The 17580-nt window shown below is 65.9% G+C and carries 20 protein-coding genes; 9 read left to right on the forward strand and 11 right to left on the reverse strand.

What is annotated here, in order from left to right:
* Positions 1-4: 4 nt before the first annotated feature.
* The 4 genes from E5675_RS12865 to E5675_RS12880 all read right to left on the reverse strand — a co-directional run bounded on the left by E5675_RS12865 (position 5) and on the right by E5675_RS12880 (position 3702).
* Complete coding sequence (locus E5675_RS12865) at positions 5-604, reverse strand: hypothetical protein (protein WP_247594609.1); 600 nt, start codon at positions 602-604, stop codon at positions 5-7.
* A 178-nt stretch (positions 605-782) separates the two neighbouring features.
* A complete protein-coding gene (locus E5675_RS12870; protein WP_136174870.1) occupies positions 783-2162 on the reverse strand; it encodes a pyruvate dehydrogenase complex E1 component subunit beta in 1380 nt (459 codons plus the stop codon).
* A 1-nt stretch (position 2163) separates the two neighbouring features.
* Entirely contained in the window at positions 2164-3156 is a 993-nt protein-coding gene (pdhA, locus tag E5675_RS12875) for a pyruvate dehydrogenase (acetyl-transferring) E1 component subunit alpha (protein WP_247594884.1), read from the reverse strand.
* Between the two features lie 219 nt (positions 3157-3375).
* A complete protein-coding gene (locus E5675_RS12880; protein WP_136174872.1) occupies positions 3376-3702 on the reverse strand; it encodes a septum formation initiator family protein in 327 nt (108 codons plus the stop codon).
* A 19-nt stretch (positions 3703-3721) separates the two neighbouring features.
* Between E5675_RS12880 and E5675_RS12885 the strand changes: the two genes are divergently transcribed.
* Positions 3722-3988, forward strand: coding sequence for a hypothetical protein (locus E5675_RS12885; protein WP_136174873.1), 267 nt, complete (start codon positions 3722-3724; stop codon positions 3986-3988).
* Between the two features lie 186 nt (positions 3989-4174).
* On the opposite strand, the gene eno is transcribed toward E5675_RS12885, so the two are convergent.
* Positions 4175-5449, reverse strand: a complete 1275-nt coding sequence (gene eno, locus E5675_RS12890) for a phosphopyruvate hydratase (RefSeq protein ID WP_136174874.1) — start codon at positions 5447-5449, stop codon at positions 4175-4177.
* A gap of 199 nt (positions 5450-5648) precedes the next feature.
* On the opposite strand from eno, the gene E5675_RS12895 reads away from it, so the two are divergent.
* The 5 genes from E5675_RS12895 to E5675_RS12915 all read left to right on the forward strand — a co-directional run bounded on the left by E5675_RS12895 (position 5649) and on the right by E5675_RS12915 (position 7685).
* Positions 5649-6197 (forward strand): hypothetical protein, encoded by a 549-nt coding sequence (locus E5675_RS12895; protein WP_247594610.1) that lies wholly within the window; start codon positions 5649-5651, stop codon positions 6195-6197.
* Positions 6198-6204: 7 nt separating this feature from the next.
* On the forward strand, positions 6205-6669 hold the full coding sequence (locus E5675_RS12900) for a phage holin family protein (RefSeq protein WP_247594611.1): 465 nt from the start codon (positions 6205-6207) through the stop codon (positions 6667-6669).
* On the forward strand, positions 6653-7045 hold the full coding sequence (locus E5675_RS12905) for a hypothetical protein (protein ID WP_136174875.1): 393 nt from the start codon (positions 6653-6655) through the stop codon (positions 7043-7045). Before E5675_RS12900 ends, E5675_RS12905 begins: the two co-directional genes overlap by 17 nt.
* Entirely contained in the window at positions 7029-7388 is a 360-nt protein-coding gene (locus E5675_RS12910; RefSeq protein ID WP_136174876.1) for a hypothetical protein, read from the forward strand. The genes E5675_RS12905 and E5675_RS12910 overlap by 17 nt, the downstream gene beginning before the upstream one ends.
* Positions 7389-7469: 81 nt before the next feature.
* Entirely contained in the window at positions 7470-7685 is a 216-nt protein-coding gene (locus E5675_RS12915) for a DUF4170 domain-containing protein (protein WP_037557917.1), read from the forward strand.
* A 159-nt stretch (positions 7686-7844) separates the two neighbouring features.
* Here E5675_RS12915 and E5675_RS12920 read toward each other — a convergent pair whose 3' ends face one another.
* The 4 genes from E5675_RS12920 to E5675_RS12935 all read right to left on the reverse strand — a co-directional run bounded on the left by E5675_RS12920 (position 7845) and on the right by E5675_RS12935 (position 12061).
* Positions 7845-8123, reverse strand: a complete 279-nt coding sequence (locus tag E5675_RS12920) for an ETC complex I subunit (RefSeq protein ID WP_136174877.1) — start codon at positions 8121-8123, stop codon at positions 7845-7847.
* Positions 8124-8192: 69 nt separating this feature from the next.
* Positions 8193-10658 (reverse strand): ATP-dependent helicase HrpB, encoded by a 2466-nt coding sequence (gene hrpB, locus E5675_RS12925; RefSeq protein ID WP_136174878.1) that lies wholly within the window; start codon positions 10656-10658, stop codon positions 8193-8195.
* The gene (locus tag E5675_RS12930) at positions 10655-11041 is read right to left on the reverse strand and encodes a DUF1801 domain-containing protein (protein WP_247594612.1); all 387 of its coding nucleotides are present in this window, start codon (positions 11039-11041) and stop codon (positions 10655-10657) included. Before E5675_RS12930 ends, hrpB begins: the two co-directional genes overlap by 4 nt.
* A 6-nt stretch (positions 11042-11047) precedes the next feature.
* On the reverse strand, positions 11048-12061 hold the full coding sequence (locus tag E5675_RS12935; RefSeq protein WP_136174879.1) for a polyprenyl synthetase family protein: 1014 nt from the start codon (positions 12059-12061) through the stop codon (positions 11048-11050).
* 108 nt (positions 12062-12169) lie between these two features.
* Between E5675_RS12935 and E5675_RS12940 the strand changes: the two genes are divergently transcribed.
* From E5675_RS12940 to E5675_RS12950, 3 genes are all read left to right on the forward strand, one after another.
* The gene (locus E5675_RS12940; protein ID WP_136174880.1) at positions 12170-12457 is read left to right on the forward strand and encodes a chorismate mutase; all 288 of its coding nucleotides are present in this window, start codon (positions 12170-12172) and stop codon (positions 12455-12457) included.
* The gene (locus E5675_RS12945; protein ID WP_136174881.1) at positions 12454-13149 is read left to right on the forward strand and encodes a glutathione S-transferase N-terminal domain-containing protein; all 696 of its coding nucleotides are present in this window, start codon (positions 12454-12456) and stop codon (positions 13147-13149) included. The genes E5675_RS12940 and E5675_RS12945 overlap by 4 nt, the downstream gene beginning before the upstream one ends.
* 146 nt (positions 13150-13295) lie before the next feature.
* Positions 13296-14807, forward strand: a complete 1512-nt coding sequence (locus tag E5675_RS12950; RefSeq protein WP_136174882.1) for a hypothetical protein — start codon at positions 13296-13298, stop codon at positions 14805-14807.
* A 22-nt stretch (positions 14808-14829) separates the two neighbouring features.
* On the opposite strand, the gene E5675_RS12955 is transcribed toward E5675_RS12950, so the two are convergent.
* A complete protein-coding gene (locus E5675_RS12955) occupies positions 14830-16302 on the reverse strand; it encodes a UbiA family prenyltransferase (RefSeq protein WP_136174883.1) in 1473 nt (490 codons plus the stop codon).
* Entirely contained in the window at positions 16292-17518 is a 1227-nt protein-coding gene (locus tag E5675_RS12960; protein WP_136174884.1) for a hypothetical protein, read from the reverse strand. The genes E5675_RS12955 and E5675_RS12960 overlap by 11 nt, the downstream gene beginning before the upstream one ends.
* Positions 17519-17580 lie beyond the last annotated feature (62 nt).

Here is a 17580-nt window from a genome sequence, read left to right on the forward strand (position 1 = left end):
CTCGTCAGCGGCCGAAAAGGCCGATGCGAAGCAGGAGCAGGCCTTCGGAACGCAACCGCCGATCGCCTTCGTGGTGCGCGATCAGACCGGCCCAGCGATCGAGCATCAGCAGCGCGCGGCTGCCGCCGAAATCGCGGCGCGCCGGCGTTACGGAATTTCCGGCATCGTCCAGCAACGCCCGTGCTTCGGGTTGGGCTTCGACGACAGCGGCGCCCCACAGAAGGCCCCACCGCTTGCCGCTGACTTCGGTGCCGCCGGACAGCGCGAAGAGACGGGCACCGAAGCTTGCGGACGCCTCGCGCCGCTCAGCCTCGCTCTCGGCCAGCAACATCGCCTCCGCCGCATCGACAAGCGCGTCGAGCCCGCCCTGCCCGGCCCAGCTTGCCTGAAGCTCGGCGAGCAAGGGTTCGCCTTTCGGCAGCGCCGCGGGATCGTTCGCGATCATCGCCGCCATGTCGCGCCACCAGGCGAGCTTGATCTGGCCGATCAGCGGCTCGCGTGCGTCGGCGAGCAGCTTGGTCAGCCGCGCGGCAAGACTCCACAGCGCCGCCATCGCCGGGCGCCTCTCGCGGGGCACCGCTACCATCACGCGCGGATCGCGCATGTCGGGATAGGTGCTCGGCTCAGCTGTCGCCCCTGCAAAGGCGGGGGCCGATGTCGGTTTACTCGGCATAGAAGGGCAAGGCCGACAACGGCCAGCTAAGGGTTGAACATGCCCCCGGCATGTTCAAGGGTTGTCCGGGGGACAACCCGGCCCTTCACTCCTTCGCGGGGGCGACGGGTTAGCGATTGAGGACCGCCTTTACCGCCTTCACGACGCGCGGCGTGTCGACGAGCGCGGCCTTCTCCAGATTATTCGCATAAGGCAGCGGCACATCCTCGTTGCATACGCGCATGACCGGCGCGTCGAGGTCGTCGAAGCCATGCTCCATCGCGACCATCGCAAGCTCGCTGGCGATCGAGCAGACCGGCCAGCCTTCCTCGACGACGACGAGATGGTTCGTCTTCTTGAGGCTGGCGAGCACCGTCGCGGTGTCGAGCGGGCGGAGCGTGCGCAGGTCGATGACTTCGGCGTCGATCCCCTCGCCCGCCAGCTGGTCGGCGGCTTCGAGCGCGAGCCCGACGCCGATCGAATAGCTGACAATGGTAACGTCGCTGCCCTGCCGCATGATCCGCGCCTTGCCGATCGGCAGGACGAAATCCTCGATCTCGGGAACCTCGAAGCTGCGGCCATAGAGCAGCTCGTTTTCGAGGAAGACGACCGGGTCCTCGGTACGGATCGCCGCCTTCATCAGCCCCTTGGCATCGGCGGCGTCATAGGGCGCGATCACGATCAGCCCGGGGACGCTGGCGTACCAGGGGCCGTAATTCTGGCTGTGCTGCGCGCCGACGCGCGCCGCGGCGCCGTTGGGGCCGCGGAAGACGATCGGACAGCGCATCTGGCCGCCCGACATATAGTTGGTCTTCGCCGCCGAGTTGATGATGTGGTCGATCGCCTGCATCGCGAAGTTGAAGGTCATGAACTCGATGATCGGCTTCAACCCGCCCATCGCCGCGCCCGCGCCGAGGCCCGCGAAGCCATATTCGGTAATAGGGGTATCGACGACACGGCTCGCGCCGAATTCCTGGAGCAGCCCCTGCGTGACCTTGTAAGCGCCCTGATATTCGGCGACTTCCTCGCCCATCACGAAAACGCGGTCGTCCGCCCGCATCTCTTCGGCCATCGCATCGCGCAGCGCTTCGCGAACGGTGAGTTTCACCATCGCGGTGCCTTCGGGAATCGCGGGGTCGGAAGCGCGCTCGGTCGCGGCGGGCTTCTCGGCAGCGGGTGCGGGCGCCGGGGCCGGTGCTTCGGCCTTGGGCTCTTCGGCCGGAGCGGGCGCAGGTGCGGGCGCCGCTGCAGGCGCCGCCGCCTCTTCGCCCTCGCCCGCGATCGTCGCGATCACGGTGCCGACCTTCACATTGTCGGTGCCTTCGGCGACCAGAATCTGGCCGATCGTCCCTTCGTCGATCGCTTCGAATTCCATCGTCGCCTTGTCGGTCTCGATCTCCGCCAAGATGTCGCCCGATTTCACCGTGTCGCCTTCCTTGACGAGCCACTTGGCGAGCGTGCCCTCTTCCATCGTCGGCGACAGCGCCGGCATCTTCAATTCGATGGCCATCTCAATATTGCTCCACCAGCACGTCGGTATAAAGTTCGGACAGTTCGGGTTCGGGCGCGCTTTCGGCAAAGTCGGCCGATTCCGCGACGACTGCGCGGATTTCCTTGTCGATATCCTTGATCTTGTCCTCGCTGACCCCGGCGTCGGTCATCAGCTTCTTGAGGTGCTCGATCGCGTCCGACTTGTCGCGTACCGCCTGCACTTCCTCGCGGCTGCGATATTTGGCGGGGTCGGACATCGAGTGGCCGCGATAGCGATAGGTCTTGAGCTCCATCAGCACCGGGCCCTTGCCCGCGCGCACCCATTCAAGCGCCGCTTCGGCCGCGCCGCGCACCGCTAGCACGTCCATGCCGTCGACCTGCATGCCCGGAATGCGGAAGCTTTCGCCGCGACGATAGAGCTGATCCTCGGCCGACGCGCGGTTGACCGACGTGCCCATGGCGTACTGGTTGTTCTCGATCACGAAGATGATCGGCAGCTTCCACAGCTCGGCCATGTTGAAGCTTTCGTAGACCTGCCCCTGGTTCGCGGCGCCGTCGCCGAAATAGGCCATCGCCACGCCGCCGTCGCCGCGATACTTGTGCGCGAAGGCAAGCCCGGTGCCGAGCGACACCTGTGCGCCGACGATGCCGTGGCCGCCATAGAATTTATGCTCGACGCTGAACATGTGCATCGAACCGCCCTTGCCCTTCGAGATGCCGGCCTGGCGTCCCGTCAACTCGGCCATGATGACCTTGGGATCGATGCCATAGGCGAGCATGTGGCCATGGTCGCGGTAGCCGGTGATCACGCTGTCCTTGTCGCCGTCGAGCGCCGACTGCAGGCCAACCGCCACGGCTTCCTGGCCGATATAGAGGTGGCAGAAGCCACCGATCAGGCCGAGACCGTAAAGCTGCCCTGCCTTCTCCTCGAAACGGCGGATGAGCAGCATTTCGCGGTAGAATTTCTCGAGCTCCGCCGGCGTCGCGTCATATGGGACAGGATCGCGAGGCATCTCGCGATTGGTCGCGGGGGCTGGGGTGGATGCAGTCTTTGTTGGCGCGGCAGACTTGCGCGCGGGAGCTTTGGCCAAGACGGGTTCCTTTGCATTTAGCCGTTACGGCAAGGGCCCCTATAGGAGAGCCGCGCCACACTTGGCAACGCCCACCATGGCGCGAGGCGGCACCAACCTACGTATGCAGCATGAGCCCGGCCAAGCCGCCGAAAAAGAGCCTCAGCGCTTCGCCTCGGGCTCCATCGGAATGATCACCTCGTCGGGGTGATAGGCGCCCAGTTTCTCGCGCACATATTCTTCGGCGAGATCGGGGTCGACGCGCCGCCGGTCGAGCAGGTTGACGCGGTTCTGGAGTTCGTTCTGTTTCCTGGTGAGCTCGCTTAAGATGACGCGCTTCTTTTCGACCGACTGGCCATATTCGCCCCAGGCATAGAGCCCGGTCGGACCGAAGATGATGTAGCCGACCATCGCCAGCACGACCATCACCGCAATGGCCGGACCGGTAGCCCGGCTCATCGATTTGCGGAATTTGTGGCGCTGCGTCATTCCGGCCCTTGAATCAGAGTTGATTCGTGGCGTCAAGGCGGCAAGCGCCGGTTTTCAACCGTTCACCGCATCAGGACAGCCGCCAAAGGTGGGGCGCCGATTTGCAGAAGGTGCCAAGCCGCATCGTGCCCTCCCACAGCTCGAGGCTGCGACCGGCCGCTTGACCCTGCGCGATCTGCAACGCGAAATCGGGGCTTTCCGCCTGGAAATCAATGCGCTCGGATTGACCCGAGGAGTCATCCTCGAGCAAAATATAAAAGGACCGCATGTCGAATACCTTGGATGACGGGAGCTGGTGCGACCCTGGGCTCCCGGCATGTTTTGATCGGCTATCCGCATGAAACGGAAGGACTGCGGGCATTGAGCCGGGACCACGGAAAGCCGATCTGGTGGAAAAACCGCAACCGCCGAGGGGAAGCTAGCAGGCTTCCGTCGATCGACCTACGCAATTCAAGCCCGGTCATAACCCATGTTATGAAAAAATCGCCGCCCCCGGATAGCGGGCCATGTCGCCCAATTCTTCCTCGATACGGATCAACTGGTTATACTTGGCGAGCCGGTCCGAACGCGCGAGGCTGCCCGTCTTGATCTGGCCGCAGTTGGTCGCGACCGCGAGGTCGGCGATCGTCGAATCCTCGGTCTCGCCCGAACGGTGCGACATGACGGCGGTGTAACGCGCGCGGTGCGCCATATCGACCGCGTCGAGCGTTTCCGACAAGGTGCCGATCTGGTTGACCTTGACGAGCAGCGAGTTGGCGAGGCCGTCCTTGATCCCCTGTTCGAGACGCGCGGGGTTGGTGACGAACAGGTCGTCGCCGACGAGCTGGCACTTGTCGCCGACGAGGTCTGTCAACGCCTTCCAGCCGGTGAAGTCGTCTTCGCTCATCCCGTCCTCGATCGACTTGATCGGATAATCGTTCACCAGCGCTGCGAGATATTCGGCCATCTGTTCGGGGCTCAGCGAAAGCCCCTCGCCGCTGATCTCATATTTTCCGTTCTTGAAGAATTCGGTCGCGGCACAATCGAGCGCGAGCACGACGTCGCTGCCGAGCTTGAAGCCCGCCTGGTCGACCGAGGCGGCGATGAAGTCGAGCGCGGCGCGGGTCGAGGCAAGGTTCGGCGCGAAGCCGCCCTCATCGCCCACGGCGGTCGCAAGACCCTTGGCCGACAGCCCCTTCTTAAGCGTGTGGAAGATTTCGCTGCCCCACCGAACCGCCTCCGCGATGCTGCCCGCGCCGACGGGCATGATCATGAATTCCTGCACGTCGATCGGATTGTCGGCATGTTCGCCGCCATTGATGATGTTCATCATGGGCACGGGCAAGGTGCGCGCCGACACGCCGCCGACATAGCGATAGAGCGGCAGGCCGCGCGCGTCGGCCGCGGCCTTGGCGGCGGCGAGGCTGACGCCGAGGATCGCATTGGCGCCGAGGCGGCTCTTGTTCGCGGTGCCGTCGAGATCGATCATCGCCATGTCGAGTTCGCGCTGATCCTCGGCATCGATGCCGATCAGCGCCTCGGCGATGTCGCCGTTGACCGCCGCAACCGCCTTGGTCACGCCCTTGCCGAGGTAGCGCGCCTTGTCGCCGTCGCGCAGTTCGACCGCCTCGTGCGCGCCGGTCGAGGCGCCCGAGGGCACCGCGGCGCGGCCGAAGCTGCCATCCTCCAGCAGCACATCGACTTCGACGGTCGGATTGCCGCGGCTGTCGAGGATTTCGCGGCCGTGGATGTCGATGATGGCGGTCATGAAAATCGTCCTGCTGGCGGCCACGAACGGGCCGATGGAGAAAGGCGCCCGCCTGTTATCGGCAGGGTGACGTTAGTGCAACCGCTGCATAGGAATTTTGCCAAGGGATGGAACCATTAGGCGCGCCTTGCTATATATCTTGCAGGACCAAGAGAGGTTGCCCGCCCGCGCGGCGCCCGACACGACAGAAGAGGACTAAATGATGGCCAAAGCCGCTACTCCCGCGACGAAGAAAGCCGCAGCTCCCCGTCCCAAGGCACCCGCTAAGCCGGCAGCCACCAAGGCCGCGCCCGCCCGTAAGCCCGCCACCGTGAAGGCCGCCAAGGACCATCCGATCCGCGACCAGCTCGCCGTGACGCGCGACACCATCAAATCCGAAGCCTCCAAAAAGGCGGCGTCGCTGAAGCAGGATGCGACGACGCTCAAGAACCAGGCCTCGACCAAGGCGCGCGACGCCGCGACCAAGGGCAAGGACAAGGCCGCCGAAGCCGTGGGCAGCCTTGCCAAGCTGCTTGAGGACAGCGCCGGCACCGTCGACAGCAAGTTCGGCAAGCAATATGGCGATTATGCCCGCTCGGCCGCATCGACCGTTGCCGGCCTCGCGACCACGCTCGACAAGAAGGATCTCGACGAACTCGCGGCTTCGACGCGCGACATGGTCAAGAAGAACCCGGCGATCGCCGTCGGCGCCGCCACGGTGATCGGCTTCGTGCTCGCGCGCATGCTCAAGGGCAGCTCCAACGATTGACAGCAGCTTGTCATCTTCCGATCCGAACATTCCGCCAACGTCCGATGAGCGCCGCTTCGACGGCATAAGTCATGGCTATGCGCCGGACGAGCGCCCGCTCGCCCCGCCCCCCGTTCCGCTCGAAAAGATTGTCGGCGATGTCGTCGACAATCTGTCGGCGACGGCAAAGGCGGAGCTTGCCCTGCTCGAAGCGCGCACCGAGTTGGCGCTGCACGGCGCGTCATGGACCGCGGGTTGGGGCGCGGTCGCCGCCTCGGCTTTGGGAATCGCCATGCTGGCACTCGCATTCGGCGCAATCCTGGCGCTCGCGCCGCATGTCGGGCCGTTCATCGCGACTCTGATCGTCGTCGCCATATTGCTCGCCGTGGCCGGGTTCGCCGGCTGGCGCGCACAGAAGAGCTACGCCGACATTCGCACCGCGCTCCGCAGCGACCTGACCAACGAGAGGATCGACGATGCCGCGGATGCGTAACCGCCTGATCGCCGCGGCGCGGCGCTCGATGCTGCAGCGCGGCGAACTCTACCGCCGGCTCGACGTAGCGAAGGAGGCGCTCCGGCCGTCGGCGCTCGTCGATCGCGGCAAATACCGGATCGGCGAAAAGGTCGACAATGCCGCGCATGCCGTCGGCCAAGAGCTTCGCGACAATCGCTGGCCGATCGCGATCGCCGCGGCGGCGGGCGCGCTGTGGTTGCTGCGCGAACCGATCAAGGAACATGCGCCGAAACTGACGCGCAGGATTCAGGACCTGGCGACCGAGGTCGCCGATCATTTTCGGTCGGCCGACGAACCGGCGGACGAGGATGAATTTGAAACTCTGGAGGAAGACGATCATGAAGCCGTTCGGTGAAACTGCCCGCGAAACGCGTGCCAAAGCGAGTGAACTTGCTGAGAAGACCGCGGAAAATGCCCGCCTGACCGCCGAAGCGGCGAAGGCGCGTATCCAGGGCGGCTATGGCCGCGCCCGCGCCGCGACCGAAGAATTCGCGGCAAAGGCCAGCGAACAGGCCGGCGTCGCGCGCGACGCCGCCGGTGAGGCCTATCAAAAAGGCAAGGCGCAGGCGAAACGCGCGAACAGCAAGCTCAAGGATGTCGCCGAGAAGCAGCCGCTGACGCTCGTCGCCGGCGCGGTCGCGATCGGCGCGCTGCTCGGTTCGCTGCTGCCCAAGGGCGCCCGCAAAGACGAGGAATGAGCTGCACTTGCCGTAACGGCGAAGCACTGGTAGGGGCCGCGCCTTCTCCCCTACCAGCGTTTATCCGCAAGGAAAGCAGTCATGAGCAAATTGCATCTCGTCTTCGGAGGACGCGTCAGCGATCCGCAGGGCCTCGACTTCGTCGACCTCGGCAATCTCGACGTCGTCGGCCTCTATCCCGACTATAAATCGGCCGAAAAGGCATGGCGCAGCGCCGCACAGCGCACCGTCGACGATGCCGAAATGAAATATGTCGTCGTCCACCTGCACAAGCTGCTGCAGCCCGACGCAGAGTAAACCTCGAATATAACCCGTCGCCCCCGCGAAGGCGGTGGCCGCAGTCGGCCTTGCGCAATGTTTCCAGCGGCCAGTTAAGGGTTGGACATGCCCCGCATGTCCAAGGGATGTCCGGGGGACAACCCGACCCTTCACTCCTTCGCGGGGGCGACGATATAATTAGCGGAAATTGTCGGCGTAGGCCTGGATCTTGAGCCGGCGCTCAGGCGTCGCGGTGATTTCGACCTCGATGCCGTTCTTCTCGGCATAAGCGACCGCCTCTTCGCGGCTCGCGAAGCCGAGGCGAAGCTGGCGTTGCGTGTCGCCGCTGCCCGCCCAGCCCATCAGCGGATCGGCCTTGCGCGCCTCGGCGGGCGCGAATTCGAGCATCCAGCGCCCGGTCCCCGCACGCCCCGACTGCATGGCATTCTTGGGCTTCTGGAAAATACGCGCTTTCATCGGGATCGTCCTGTGTAACCGGGGCCTGAGCCGCCGCCTTAGCGCCAAGCGAAGGCGGCGAAAAGGGGGCTATTGCGCATCGCGCCGCGCCTGCGCCGCCTTCGTCATCAGCGTGGCGCGCGCGTTCGCCGGATCGTCGGGCCAGCTATGCTTGGGATAGCGTCCACGCATTTCGCGCGCGACGTCGTGCCAACTGCCGTTCCAGAAGGAAACGAGATCGCGCGTCGTCTGGATCGGCCGGTGCGCGGGCGACGTCACCGCGAGGATCAACGGCACCGGCGGATCGCCGATCGCCGGATGGCGCGCGAGCCCGAACAATTCCTGCACGCGCACGTTGACCGTCGGGCCGCCGTCGGCGCCATAGTCGATCGGATGCCGGCTGCCGGCGGGGGTCGCATAATCGGCCGGAGCGTGCTTTTCGAGCAATTGCCGCGCGGGCCAGTCGAGCAGCGTCATCAGCGCGTCCGCCAGCCTGCGGTCGCCGATGTCGCGCAAGCCGCGGCAGCCGGAAAGCAGAGGTTCGAGCCAGATGTCGAGGCTGTCGGCGAGCGCGCTGGTCGAGAGCGCATCGAGCCCGGCGAAGGATGCCCGCTGGCGCAACGCCTGCGACACCGGCCCCCAGCCGATCAGGCCGAGTCCCTTGTCGCGTACCGCGGCCATGCGCACGGCGATATCGTCCTCGACTTTTTCGCTGCGCGCCGCCTGCCCGCTCGTCAGCGCGATCGCGCCGAGCCGCCGTTCGCGGCGATGATCGACGCGGTCGTTCGCGCCGTCATAGCTGCTCGCCGAACGCGCCGCGATGCGGCCGGCGAACAGCGCCTCGACCTCGTCCTGCCCGATCGGCGCCGCCGCGAGGATGCGCACACCCGCGGCGTGACCCTGCGCATCGGCGATCGCGAGCCATTCGCTGCCGGCGAGCGGGTCGACCGCATCGATGCGATAGGCGCGCCCGCCAACGCTCAGATATTCGCCGCGCTGTCCCGCGCGCCCGCGCGCGACGCGGTCGGGCCAAGCGGTCGCAATCCAGCCGCCGATCGAGCGCGGCATGGCCTCACCGGCCTCCGCCGCCAGTTTTTCGCCGATGGTGGCGAGCCGCCGCGCGAGCCGCCACGCGCCTTCGGACCGCTCGTTGCGCTGGCCGCGCCAGCGGCCGAGCCGCGCCTCGACATCGGCGCCGCGCCCGCCGAGCCCCGGTTCGGTGAGCAGCACCGCGAGCCGCCCCGCCATCTCGGCTTCCCCGGCGCGCGCCGCATCGAGCAACATATGCGCGAGCGGCACCGGGAGCGGGATCGCAGCGAGCGCCTTGCCATGCGCGGTGATGCGGCCGTCGTCAGCCAGCGCGCCGATCGCCTGGAGTCGCGACTTCGCTTCCGAAATCGCGGCGGGCGACGGCGGGTCGAGCCAGCCCAATTGGCGGGGATCGACGATGCCCCAGCTGGCGCAGTCGAGCACGACGGGCATCAGGTCGTTCTCATGGATTTCGGGTGGATCGAACGGCGGCATGCCCGCGGTCGCCGCGGCTTCCCACAGACGGTAAGCGACCCCCGGTCCCTGCCGCGCGGCGCGGCCTGCGCGCTGGGTCGCCGACGCCTGACTCGCGCGTTCGGTGACGAGCCGCGCGATCCCCGCAGCCTTGTCGAAGCGCGGACGCCGCGACAGGCCGGCGTCGATCACGATCCGCACCCCGTCGATCGTCAGGCTGGTTTCGGCAATGCTCGTCGCGAGGATCAGCTTGCGCCGTCCGTCGGGATCGCGGACGAGCGCCTTGCGCTGGAGCGCCGGGTCGATCTGGCCGTGCAGGCGGTGAACCGCGAGCGGCAGGCGCGCCTCTTCGACCGCCGTCGCCGCGCGCTCGATGTCCGCGGCACCGGGCAAGAAAGCTAGCATGTCGCCCTCTCCCTCGTCGGCCAGAGCCTGCCGCACCGCGCTCAGCACAGACGCCTCGAGCCGGTCCTCGGCGCGGCGGCTGATATGGCGCAGATCGAGCGGCCAGATCTTGCCTTCGCTTTTCACGACGGGCGCGTCGCCGAGCAACGCGCCGAAGCGCGCCCCGTCGAGCGTCGCCGACATCGCAACAAGGCGAAGGTCGTCGCGCAGCCCCTGCTGCGCGTCGATCGCCAGCGCGAGTGCGAAGTCGCCATCGAGGCTGCGTTCGTGGACCTCGTCGAACAGCACCGCCGATATGCCCTGAAGCTCGGGATCGGCGAGGATGCGATTTCGGAACAGGCCCGGCGTCATCACGAGCAGCCGCGTCGCCGCCGACTGCTTGCTGTCGAGCCGCGTCGCATAACCGACGCTGCCGCCGACCGCTTCGCCCATCTCCTCGGCAATGCGCTCAGCAGCGCCGCGCGCCGCGAGTCGGCGCGGCGAGAGCAGCCACACCGCGCCCGTGCACCATGGCTGGGCGAGCAGCGCCGGGGCGACGCGCGTCGTCTTGCCCGCGCCGGGGGGTGCTACAACGACCGCATTGGGTTTCAGCACCAGCGCTGCCATGATGTCGGGCAGCACCTGATCGATCGGGAGCGCCTGCCTCATACGCGCGCTGCCGGGTTGCCCAGTTCGGCATTCAAACGGAAAGCCTCGGCGGCGAGTTTCGACACCTGGCCGCCCCCCACCTCGCTCGCCTCGGTCAGCACCAGATTGCCGAGCTCATATTTGCCGCTCGCCTTGATCCGGGGTTCGAGGTCGCGCAGCCTTTTGCCGCGCCAGAAGCCGAGCAGGACGCGATGCGCTTCGGCGCGGATCAATATGCACGGGCCGTTCGCCATGAAGACGAGGTTGGTCCATTTGATCGTTTCTTCAAAGGGCGCGGCGGCCATGATCGCCGCGCGCATCATCCGGCACCGTTCCAGCTGCCAGCCCGACAGCGCCGCGATATAGGCATCAGGGCTGTCCGCCGCGGGGCCCATCGTCGCCATGAAAGCTCAGTAAGCGCGCGCGACCGCGAAGGCGACCGCCTCGGTCAACGCCGATTTCGCCTGGCTGGCGCGGAAACCGCCGATCGCATCGACCGCGCGCTGGCCGTAGTGACGCGCCCGCGCCAGCGTATCGGCGATCGTATCATGCTTGTGCAGCAAGGAGGTGGCATAGGCCAGATCCTCGTCCGATGTGCGGTGGCCGACGATCGCCTGTTTCCAGAATTCGCGCTCGTCGGACGACCCGCGCGCATGGGCGAGGATGACGGGCAGCGTGACCTTGCCGTCGCGGAAATCGTCGCCGACGCCCTTGCCCATCGTTTCGGCATCCGAAACATAATCGATCGCGTCGTCGACAAGCTGGAAGGCGATGCCGAGGTTGCGGCCATAGGCGTCGAGCGCCGCCTCGGTCGCCTCGTCACGTTCAGCGACGACCGCGGCGATCTTGCACGCCGCGGCGAACAGTTCGGCGGTCTTCGCGTTGATGATCGCGAGATACTGGTCCTCGCTCGTCTCGATCCGGCGCTGGGCGGAGAGCTGGTTGACCTCGCCCTCGGCGATCACCGCCGAAGCGCGGCTGAGGATCTTGAGAACCTTCAGCGACCCATCCTCGACCATCACTTCGAACGCGCGGCTGAACAGGAAGTCGCCGACGAGCACCGACGCGCTGTTGCCCCAGATCATGTTCGCGGTCTTGCGGCCGCGACGCAGGTCCGACTTGTCGACGACGTCGTCGTGCAGCAGCGTCGCGGTGTGGATGAATTCGACCGCCGCCGCCAATTTGCAATGCCGCCGCCCCGGATAATCGAGCAGCTTGCCGCAGGCGAGCGTCAGCATCGGCCGCATCCGTTTGCCCCCGCCCGCGATCAGGTGCCCCGCGAGTTCGGGAATCAGCGGGACTTCGGACTGCATCCGATCGAGAATGACCGAATTCACCTCGTTCATGTCGGCGGCGACGAGCGCCATCATCGGGTCGAGCGAGGGCGGACGGTCGCCGTGCAGCTGATGGATTTCGGCAGTCATGACGCGGCGACCCTTGGCCGCGCGGTCACGATTTTGCAACGACTTTCGGCTTGCCAGCAACCCCCCGCCGGTGCCAAGCGTGCCGGACATAAGAGGAGCCGCGCACCCATGGACGACCAGCTGAGCCGTTACCGCCAGAGCATCGACAATATCGACGCGGCGCTCGTCTATATGCTCGCCGAACGGTTCAAGGTGACCAAGGCGGTCGGCGAACTCAAGGCGCGCGAAGGCCTGCCCCCCGCCGATCCCGGCCGCGAGGAGCGGCAGATCGAACGGCTGCGTACGCTCGCCCGCGACGCCGACCTCGACCCCGATTTCACCGAGAAATTCCTGCGCTTCATCATCGACGAGGTGATCCGCCACCATCAGCAGGCGAAACGGGAACAGGACGCATGAGCCTCGACCACCCGATTTTCGCCCGCTGGCCGGCCGCGCATCCCGACCGCATCCAGCTTTTTTCCGCGCCGACGCCGAACGGAGTGAAGGCGGGTATCATGCTCGAGGAAACTGGCCTTCCCTACGAGCCGCACCGGATCGACATCATGGCGAACGAAAGCCATGACCCGGCGTTCCTCGCGCTCAACCCTAACGGCAAGATCCCGGCGATCTACGACCCACAGGGCCCCGGCGGCAAGCCGCTCGCGCTGTTTGAATCGGGCGCGATCCTGATCTATCTCGCCGACAAGAGCGGGCGGTTCCTCTCGGCCGATCCGGCGGCGCGTTACGAAACGATCCAGTGGGTGATGTGGCAAATGGGCGGCGTCGGCCCGATGTTCGGCCAGCTCGGTTTCTTTCACAAATTCGCCGGGCGCGAATATGAGGACAAGCGCCCGCGCGACCGCTACGCGACCGAATCCGCGCGGCTCCTCGGCGTGCTCGACGGCCGTCTCGCTGGCCGCGCGTGGATCATGGGCAACGAATATAGCATCGCGGATATTTCGCTGCTCGGCTGGGTTCGCAACCTGATCGGTTTTTACGAGGCCCGCGAAATCGTCGGTTTCGATCGCTTTGCGCAGGTCCAGCGCTGGCTCGATGCGGGGCTCGCACGGCCCGGCGTCCAGCGCGGGCTGGAAGTAACAGCGGCGTGAGGCTGGTAAAGGCGGGAACTCGACGCCGTCAGTCTCTTCAATTTCTCGGATGGACGTTCATCATGTCGTCGGCAGGAATCGCTTTTCGGCAGCATGACAAATTGCCACACACGAAATAGGGGCTTTGCCGGAAGGAATGCCGCGGGATGATGATCGGCAAAAAGGTGGTCCCGCTCTCGTGCGCGGCGCTGCTCATCCTTCTCGCCGCCGTGCCGATGTTGGTCGTTACCGTGCCCGGAGCATCGGATTATCCCAATCATCTTGCGCGTCACCATATCTTCGCGGCGATCGGACAGGGAACGGCACTCGACCGTTATTTTATCGTCGACTGGCGCTGGGTCGGCAATCTTGGCGTCGACCTTCCCGTCCTGGCGCTTTCGTCCTGGCTTGGGGTGGAGCCCGCTACACGCCTTGTGAGCGCGATGATCGCGCCGCTAACCGTTGCCGGCATCCTCTTCTTGTCCCGTTCCGCGCACGGCCGTGTGACGGGGGGCGCGATGCTCGCGCTGCCATTCGCTTTCGCGCAGCCCTTTTTGTTCGGTTTCCTCAATTATTGCCTGTCGGTGGCGCTGGCGCTGCTTGTCGCGGCGGCGTGGTATGCCAACCGGCGGATGAGCCTGTATGCCTCGCTTGCCTTCGGTCTCGGGGCGCTCGCGGTGTGGACCGCCCATATCATGGGGTGGGCGATCCTGCTCCTCCTGGTCGCTGGCGCAGAGCTCGCGACGGTGCGAAGCTGGCGCGATCTGGTGCATCGCGCCTTGCGCGGCGCGCCGTTGATTTTGCCGATCGTTCCGCTCCTGGTCTGGCGCGCCGAAGGCGGCGGCCGCTTGTTCTGGTATGCCCCTCACCTCCTGCAGGCGAAGGCGATGAATTTCGTCACGGCGCTCAAAGGCCTGTCGATGCCGTTCGACCTCGCGATCACGGCGAGCATCTGCCTCGGCGCGACCCTTGCACTCCTCTGGGCGGGTGGACGCCGGCTGGAGCCTCGTCTCGCCGCGGGCGGCGGATTGCTGCTGTTCGCCACGCTCTTGCTGCCGACGACGGTTTTGGGAAGCTGGGGTGCGGACCTGCGCCTGGCACCCGTGGCGATGATGGTCACGATCATGGCGATCCGTCCCGCCGAAAGACCCGAACGCGAGCGGCTGCTGATCATGCTGGGCGCGAGCCTGTTCGTATTGCGCGTGGGGTGGACATCGGTGCATTGGTGGCAGGGCGATCGCGCGCTGCAAAAGAGGCTGGCTCTGCTCGATGACGTGCCACGAGGGAGCCGGCTTGGATTCCTGTCGGCAGAAGCGGCGTGCGACAACTGGACATTGACCCCGAACCGCAAGCTCGGCGCCTATGCGATCACGCGGCGCGACGCTTTCAGCAATACGCTGTTCCAGGTCCCCGGGTCAGACCTGATGAAAATCCGGCAATCGTCGGATCGCGCTGGCTGGTTCGACGGTTCGCAGGACATTCCGGTCCGCTGCCCCGAAGACGCGCCGGACCGGCTTGTCCTCGGCGAGCGAATGAGAAGCATGGCACAAGCGGATTTCAACGCATTGTGGATCGCGGGACTCCATGCCGGGAGCGTTCCCCGCTTGCGGGGCTATGCGATAGCTTACAGCCGCGGGATCGATACGCTGTTGATCAAACAGGCGTCGAGAGGCCCTTGAGCCTCGGCTCGATTCTGCGCCCTCAATCGGCGATCAGATGGACGGCGGCCGGTCCGTAGAGGGCGCCAAGGAAAACGCACGCCATAACGACGCCGACGAAGAGGCTTCGCCTGTCCTTTATCGCGAAGGCCACCGGGTCGCCCTCCACCTCGCCGCGCCGCGCCATCATCCAGATGCGGTTCAGCCAGTAGATCAGCGGCAGGCAGAGCAGCCAGAGCATTTCAGGCAGCGCATAATGTTCGGCCGTTTCCGGGTCATGCGCGAACAGAGCGAGCACGAGGATCGCAACCATTCCGGCCGAGATTCCGGACATCATCACTACGTCCAGATCACCGCCGACATAACCGCGCCCGCTCAGCAGGCGCCCGGGTTCGATCGCGTCGCGCATCTCGACATAGCGTTTCAGATAGGCGAGGCTCAGGAACAGGAATACCGAGAAGAGCAACAGCCAGAAGCTGAGTGCCACCCCGATCGCGATCGCGCCGATCCAGATACGGATCGTGTAGAGCGAGGCGAGGACGATCGCGTCGCCGACCATCACCGCCTTCAGCCGAAACGAATAGGCGGTCGTGATGGCCATATAGGCCAAGAGCCAGAAGGTCAGTTCCGGGCCACCCAACAGCCATCCCCCGGCAAGACCGACGGCCGCGAGAAGCATCGACAAGCCGAGCGCGGCGGGGATCGGGAGATCGCCATAGGCGAGCGGCCGTTTCCATTTGGTACGATGCGCGCGATCGGAGTCGATATCGAGCAGGTCGTTCAACAAATAGATCGACGAGGCGATCAGCGACATGAGCAAAGCGGCGGCCACCGCCGTGAGCAATACCGCGGGTTTCGTGAATTCGCCCGACGTCAGCGCGGGAACGATCACCAGTGCGTTCTTGGCCCATTGGTGGGGCCGCATGGCTTTGACAATGGCCCGGGCAGCGCCGGGGCGCGGGTCGCCTAGACGTTCGACCCCCGATCGCGGCGGAACGTGGCCGACCGACCAGCCACGCCGCGCTTCGCGCCACAGGCAGCCGTCGGCGCGGCTGTCGCCGACATAGTCGAACGGCGTATCGGGACCGATGCGTGCACGGATTGCGGCCAGCTTGGCGGCGCCTTTCAGATTGGAGCGACCACGCGTTGCGATGACCGGGTCCGCAAGCGCCAGATGATCGGCAATGCGACGGATGTGCCGCCAATGGCTGGCGCTCGCGAGGATCACCGGGCGGCCTTCGGCTTTGGCCTGTTCGATGAGATGTAGCACCTCCTGCCGGTAAGGCAGTCGCGCGGCATCGATGCGGTCGCGCCGCGCGGCCATCGTCTTGGCGACGGCGCGGCCCGCGACCAGCCACGCCAGCACCGCGATCAGCGCGGCCATGCCCGATCGCCCGATCCGCACGAAGCTTTCAAGCGAGATATCCGCGCGCGTCAGCGTCCCGTCGACGTCGACGAACAGCGGCACGGCCTCGTTGACGCTATCGGGAGCGGGGTCGGGTTGTTCATCCAGCATTGCGCAGGGCCCTTTGCGCCGCGAACCGCTCGATCCAGGCCGCGACCGGTATGGCTGCCATGACGATCAGCAGCGGAATCGCCGGATCGCGGTAGCGGGTGATGATATAGGCGGCGGCGTGAATCAGCCAGAAGCCGGCGATCATTGCGGCAAAAATCCATTTGCCGTCGCTTGCGACCTGCCGCGAACGAAAGGCGAGCAGCCCGATCAGCAGGATCAGCCCATATTGCGCAACCTCGAAGAGCCGCATCGAGGCGATGGCCTTCGACGCCGCGAAGTCGTTCGCATCGGGAAGATTGGGTTGCCAGAAATAGACGAGTTTGAGCACGGCCAGTTCCGCCGCCCGGCCGGGGTTCGCTTCGATCCAGTCGAGCGCTTCGGCTTGCAGGCGGTCGGCATTGTCGACCTCGCCAAGGCGCAAGCGCATTGCGTCCCAATCCCTTGCCAGCGGTGTGTCGGCGATGCTCACGAACTTGCCGGTCGCAGCGGGGTTGTTGCCGAGATACAGGTTGAACGCGGCGTTGGTGGTGAGGACCGGGCGGCCGACCATCTGGTCGGTCGCGTAGAGCCACGGCGCGAGCATCACCGCCGCGCCGACGATGAAGCACAGCCCCGAGAAAAAGGCCGGCGCAAAGCTGCCCCGCGCGCGCCAGAGGATCAGCAGCGCGGCGGCGACGCCGAAGCAGAGCAGCAGTGCCGAACCGCCCGTGACCAACGCCGCCCCCCACAACAGCCCGGCGACCAGCGCAGTGCCCCTCGGGCGTTCGCCGCGCGCGATCCCGACCGCGCACAGGGCGATGCCAAGCAGCAACGGGGTCGAGAGATTTTCCTTTGCCAGCATCGTCGCGTTCCAGATGCCCGGAAACCACAAAGCATAGATGGCGGCGGCAATCAGTCCCGCGCCGCGATGTCCGGACAGCGCGATCGTGAGCCGGTAGATCAACCCGATGCTGACCGCGCACAAAAGCAGATTGACCGCTATCGCCGCGCCGACCGAACTGCCCAAAGCCTTGAAAAAGGGAGCCAGCAGCAAGGGGTAGCCGGCGCTGTAGAAAGCCTTTTGGCCGTACATATCGGCGAGTTCGCCGCGTTCGGCGAGGCCTTGAGCCATCGTGAAATAGGCGAGCGGATCGCTATCGAGCGGATGCTTCAGGACCCACGCGCCCGCCGCTCTCAGCGCCACGGCGACAAGGATGATCGCGGCGAGCAGGGTCACGCAGGCTCGCGGCGACAGCTCCAGTGTCGCGGGCCGAAAACTTGGGGGTGAGGAAGTCACGG

It is taken from the genome of Sphingopyxis sp. PAMC25046, assembly GCF_004795895.1.
Taxonomy (GTDB): Bacteria; Pseudomonadota; Alphaproteobacteria; order Sphingomonadales; family Sphingomonadaceae; genus Sphingopyxis.

Coding starts and splice junctions, on each gene's coding strand:
- E5675_RS12910 (WP_136174876.1), top strand. CDS start 7,029: ATGAAGCCGTTCGGTGAAACTGCCCGCGAAACGCGTGCCAAAGCGAGT.
- E5675_RS12865 (WP_247594609.1), bottom strand. CDS start 604: ATGCGCGATCCGCGCGTGATGGTAGCGGTGCCCCGCGAGAGGCGCCCG.
- E5675_RS12880 (WP_136174872.1), bottom strand. CDS start 3,702: ATGACGCAGCGCCACAAATTCCGCAAATCGATGAGCCGGGCTACCGGT.
- E5675_RS12945 (WP_136174881.1), top strand. CDS start 12,454: ATGAGCCTCGACCACCCGATTTTCGCCCGCTGGCCGGCCGCGCATCCC.
- E5675_RS12940 (WP_136174880.1), top strand. CDS start 12,170: ATGGACGACCAGCTGAGCCGTTACCGCCAGAGCATCGACAATATCGAC.
- E5675_RS12895 (WP_247594610.1), top strand. CDS start 5,649: ATGATGGCCAAAGCCGCTACTCCCGCGACGAAGAAAGCCGCAGCTCCC.
- E5675_RS12905 (WP_136174875.1), top strand. CDS start 6,653: ATGCCGCGGATGCGTAACCGCCTGATCGCCGCGGCGCGGCGCTCGATG.
- E5675_RS12950 (WP_136174882.1), top strand. CDS start 13,296: ATGATGATCGGCAAAAAGGTGGTCCCGCTCTCGTGCGCGGCGCTGCTC.
- eno (WP_136174874.1), bottom strand. CDS start 5,449: ATGACCGCCATCATCGACATCCACGGCCGCGAAATCCTCGACAGCCGC.
- E5675_RS12915 (WP_037557917.1), top strand. CDS start 7,470: ATGAGCAAATTGCATCTCGTCTTCGGAGGACGCGTCAGCGATCCGCAG.
- E5675_RS12930 (WP_247594612.1), bottom strand. CDS start 11,041: ATGGCGACGATGGGCCCCGCGGCGGACAGCCCTGATGCCTATATCGCG.
- E5675_RS12870 (WP_136174870.1), bottom strand. CDS start 2,162: ATGGCCATCGAATTGAAGATGCCGGCGCTGTCGCCGACGATGGAAGAG.
- E5675_RS12935 (WP_136174879.1), bottom strand. CDS start 12,061: ATGACTGCCGAAATCCATCAGCTGCACGGCGACCGTCCGCCCTCGCTC.
- pdhA (WP_247594884.1), bottom strand. CDS start 3,156: ATGCCTCGCGATCCTGTCCCATATGACGCGACGCCGGCGGAGCTCGAG.
- E5675_RS12955 (WP_136174883.1), bottom strand. CDS start 16,302: ATGCTGGATGAACAACCCGACCCCGCTCCCGATAGCGTCAACGAGGCC.
- E5675_RS12920 (WP_136174877.1), bottom strand. CDS start 8,123: ATGAAAGCGCGTATTTTCCAGAAGCCCAAGAATGCCATGCAGTCGGGG.
- hrpB (WP_136174878.1), bottom strand. CDS start 10,658: ATGAGGCAGGCGCTCCCGATCGATCAGGTGCTGCCCGACATCATGGCA.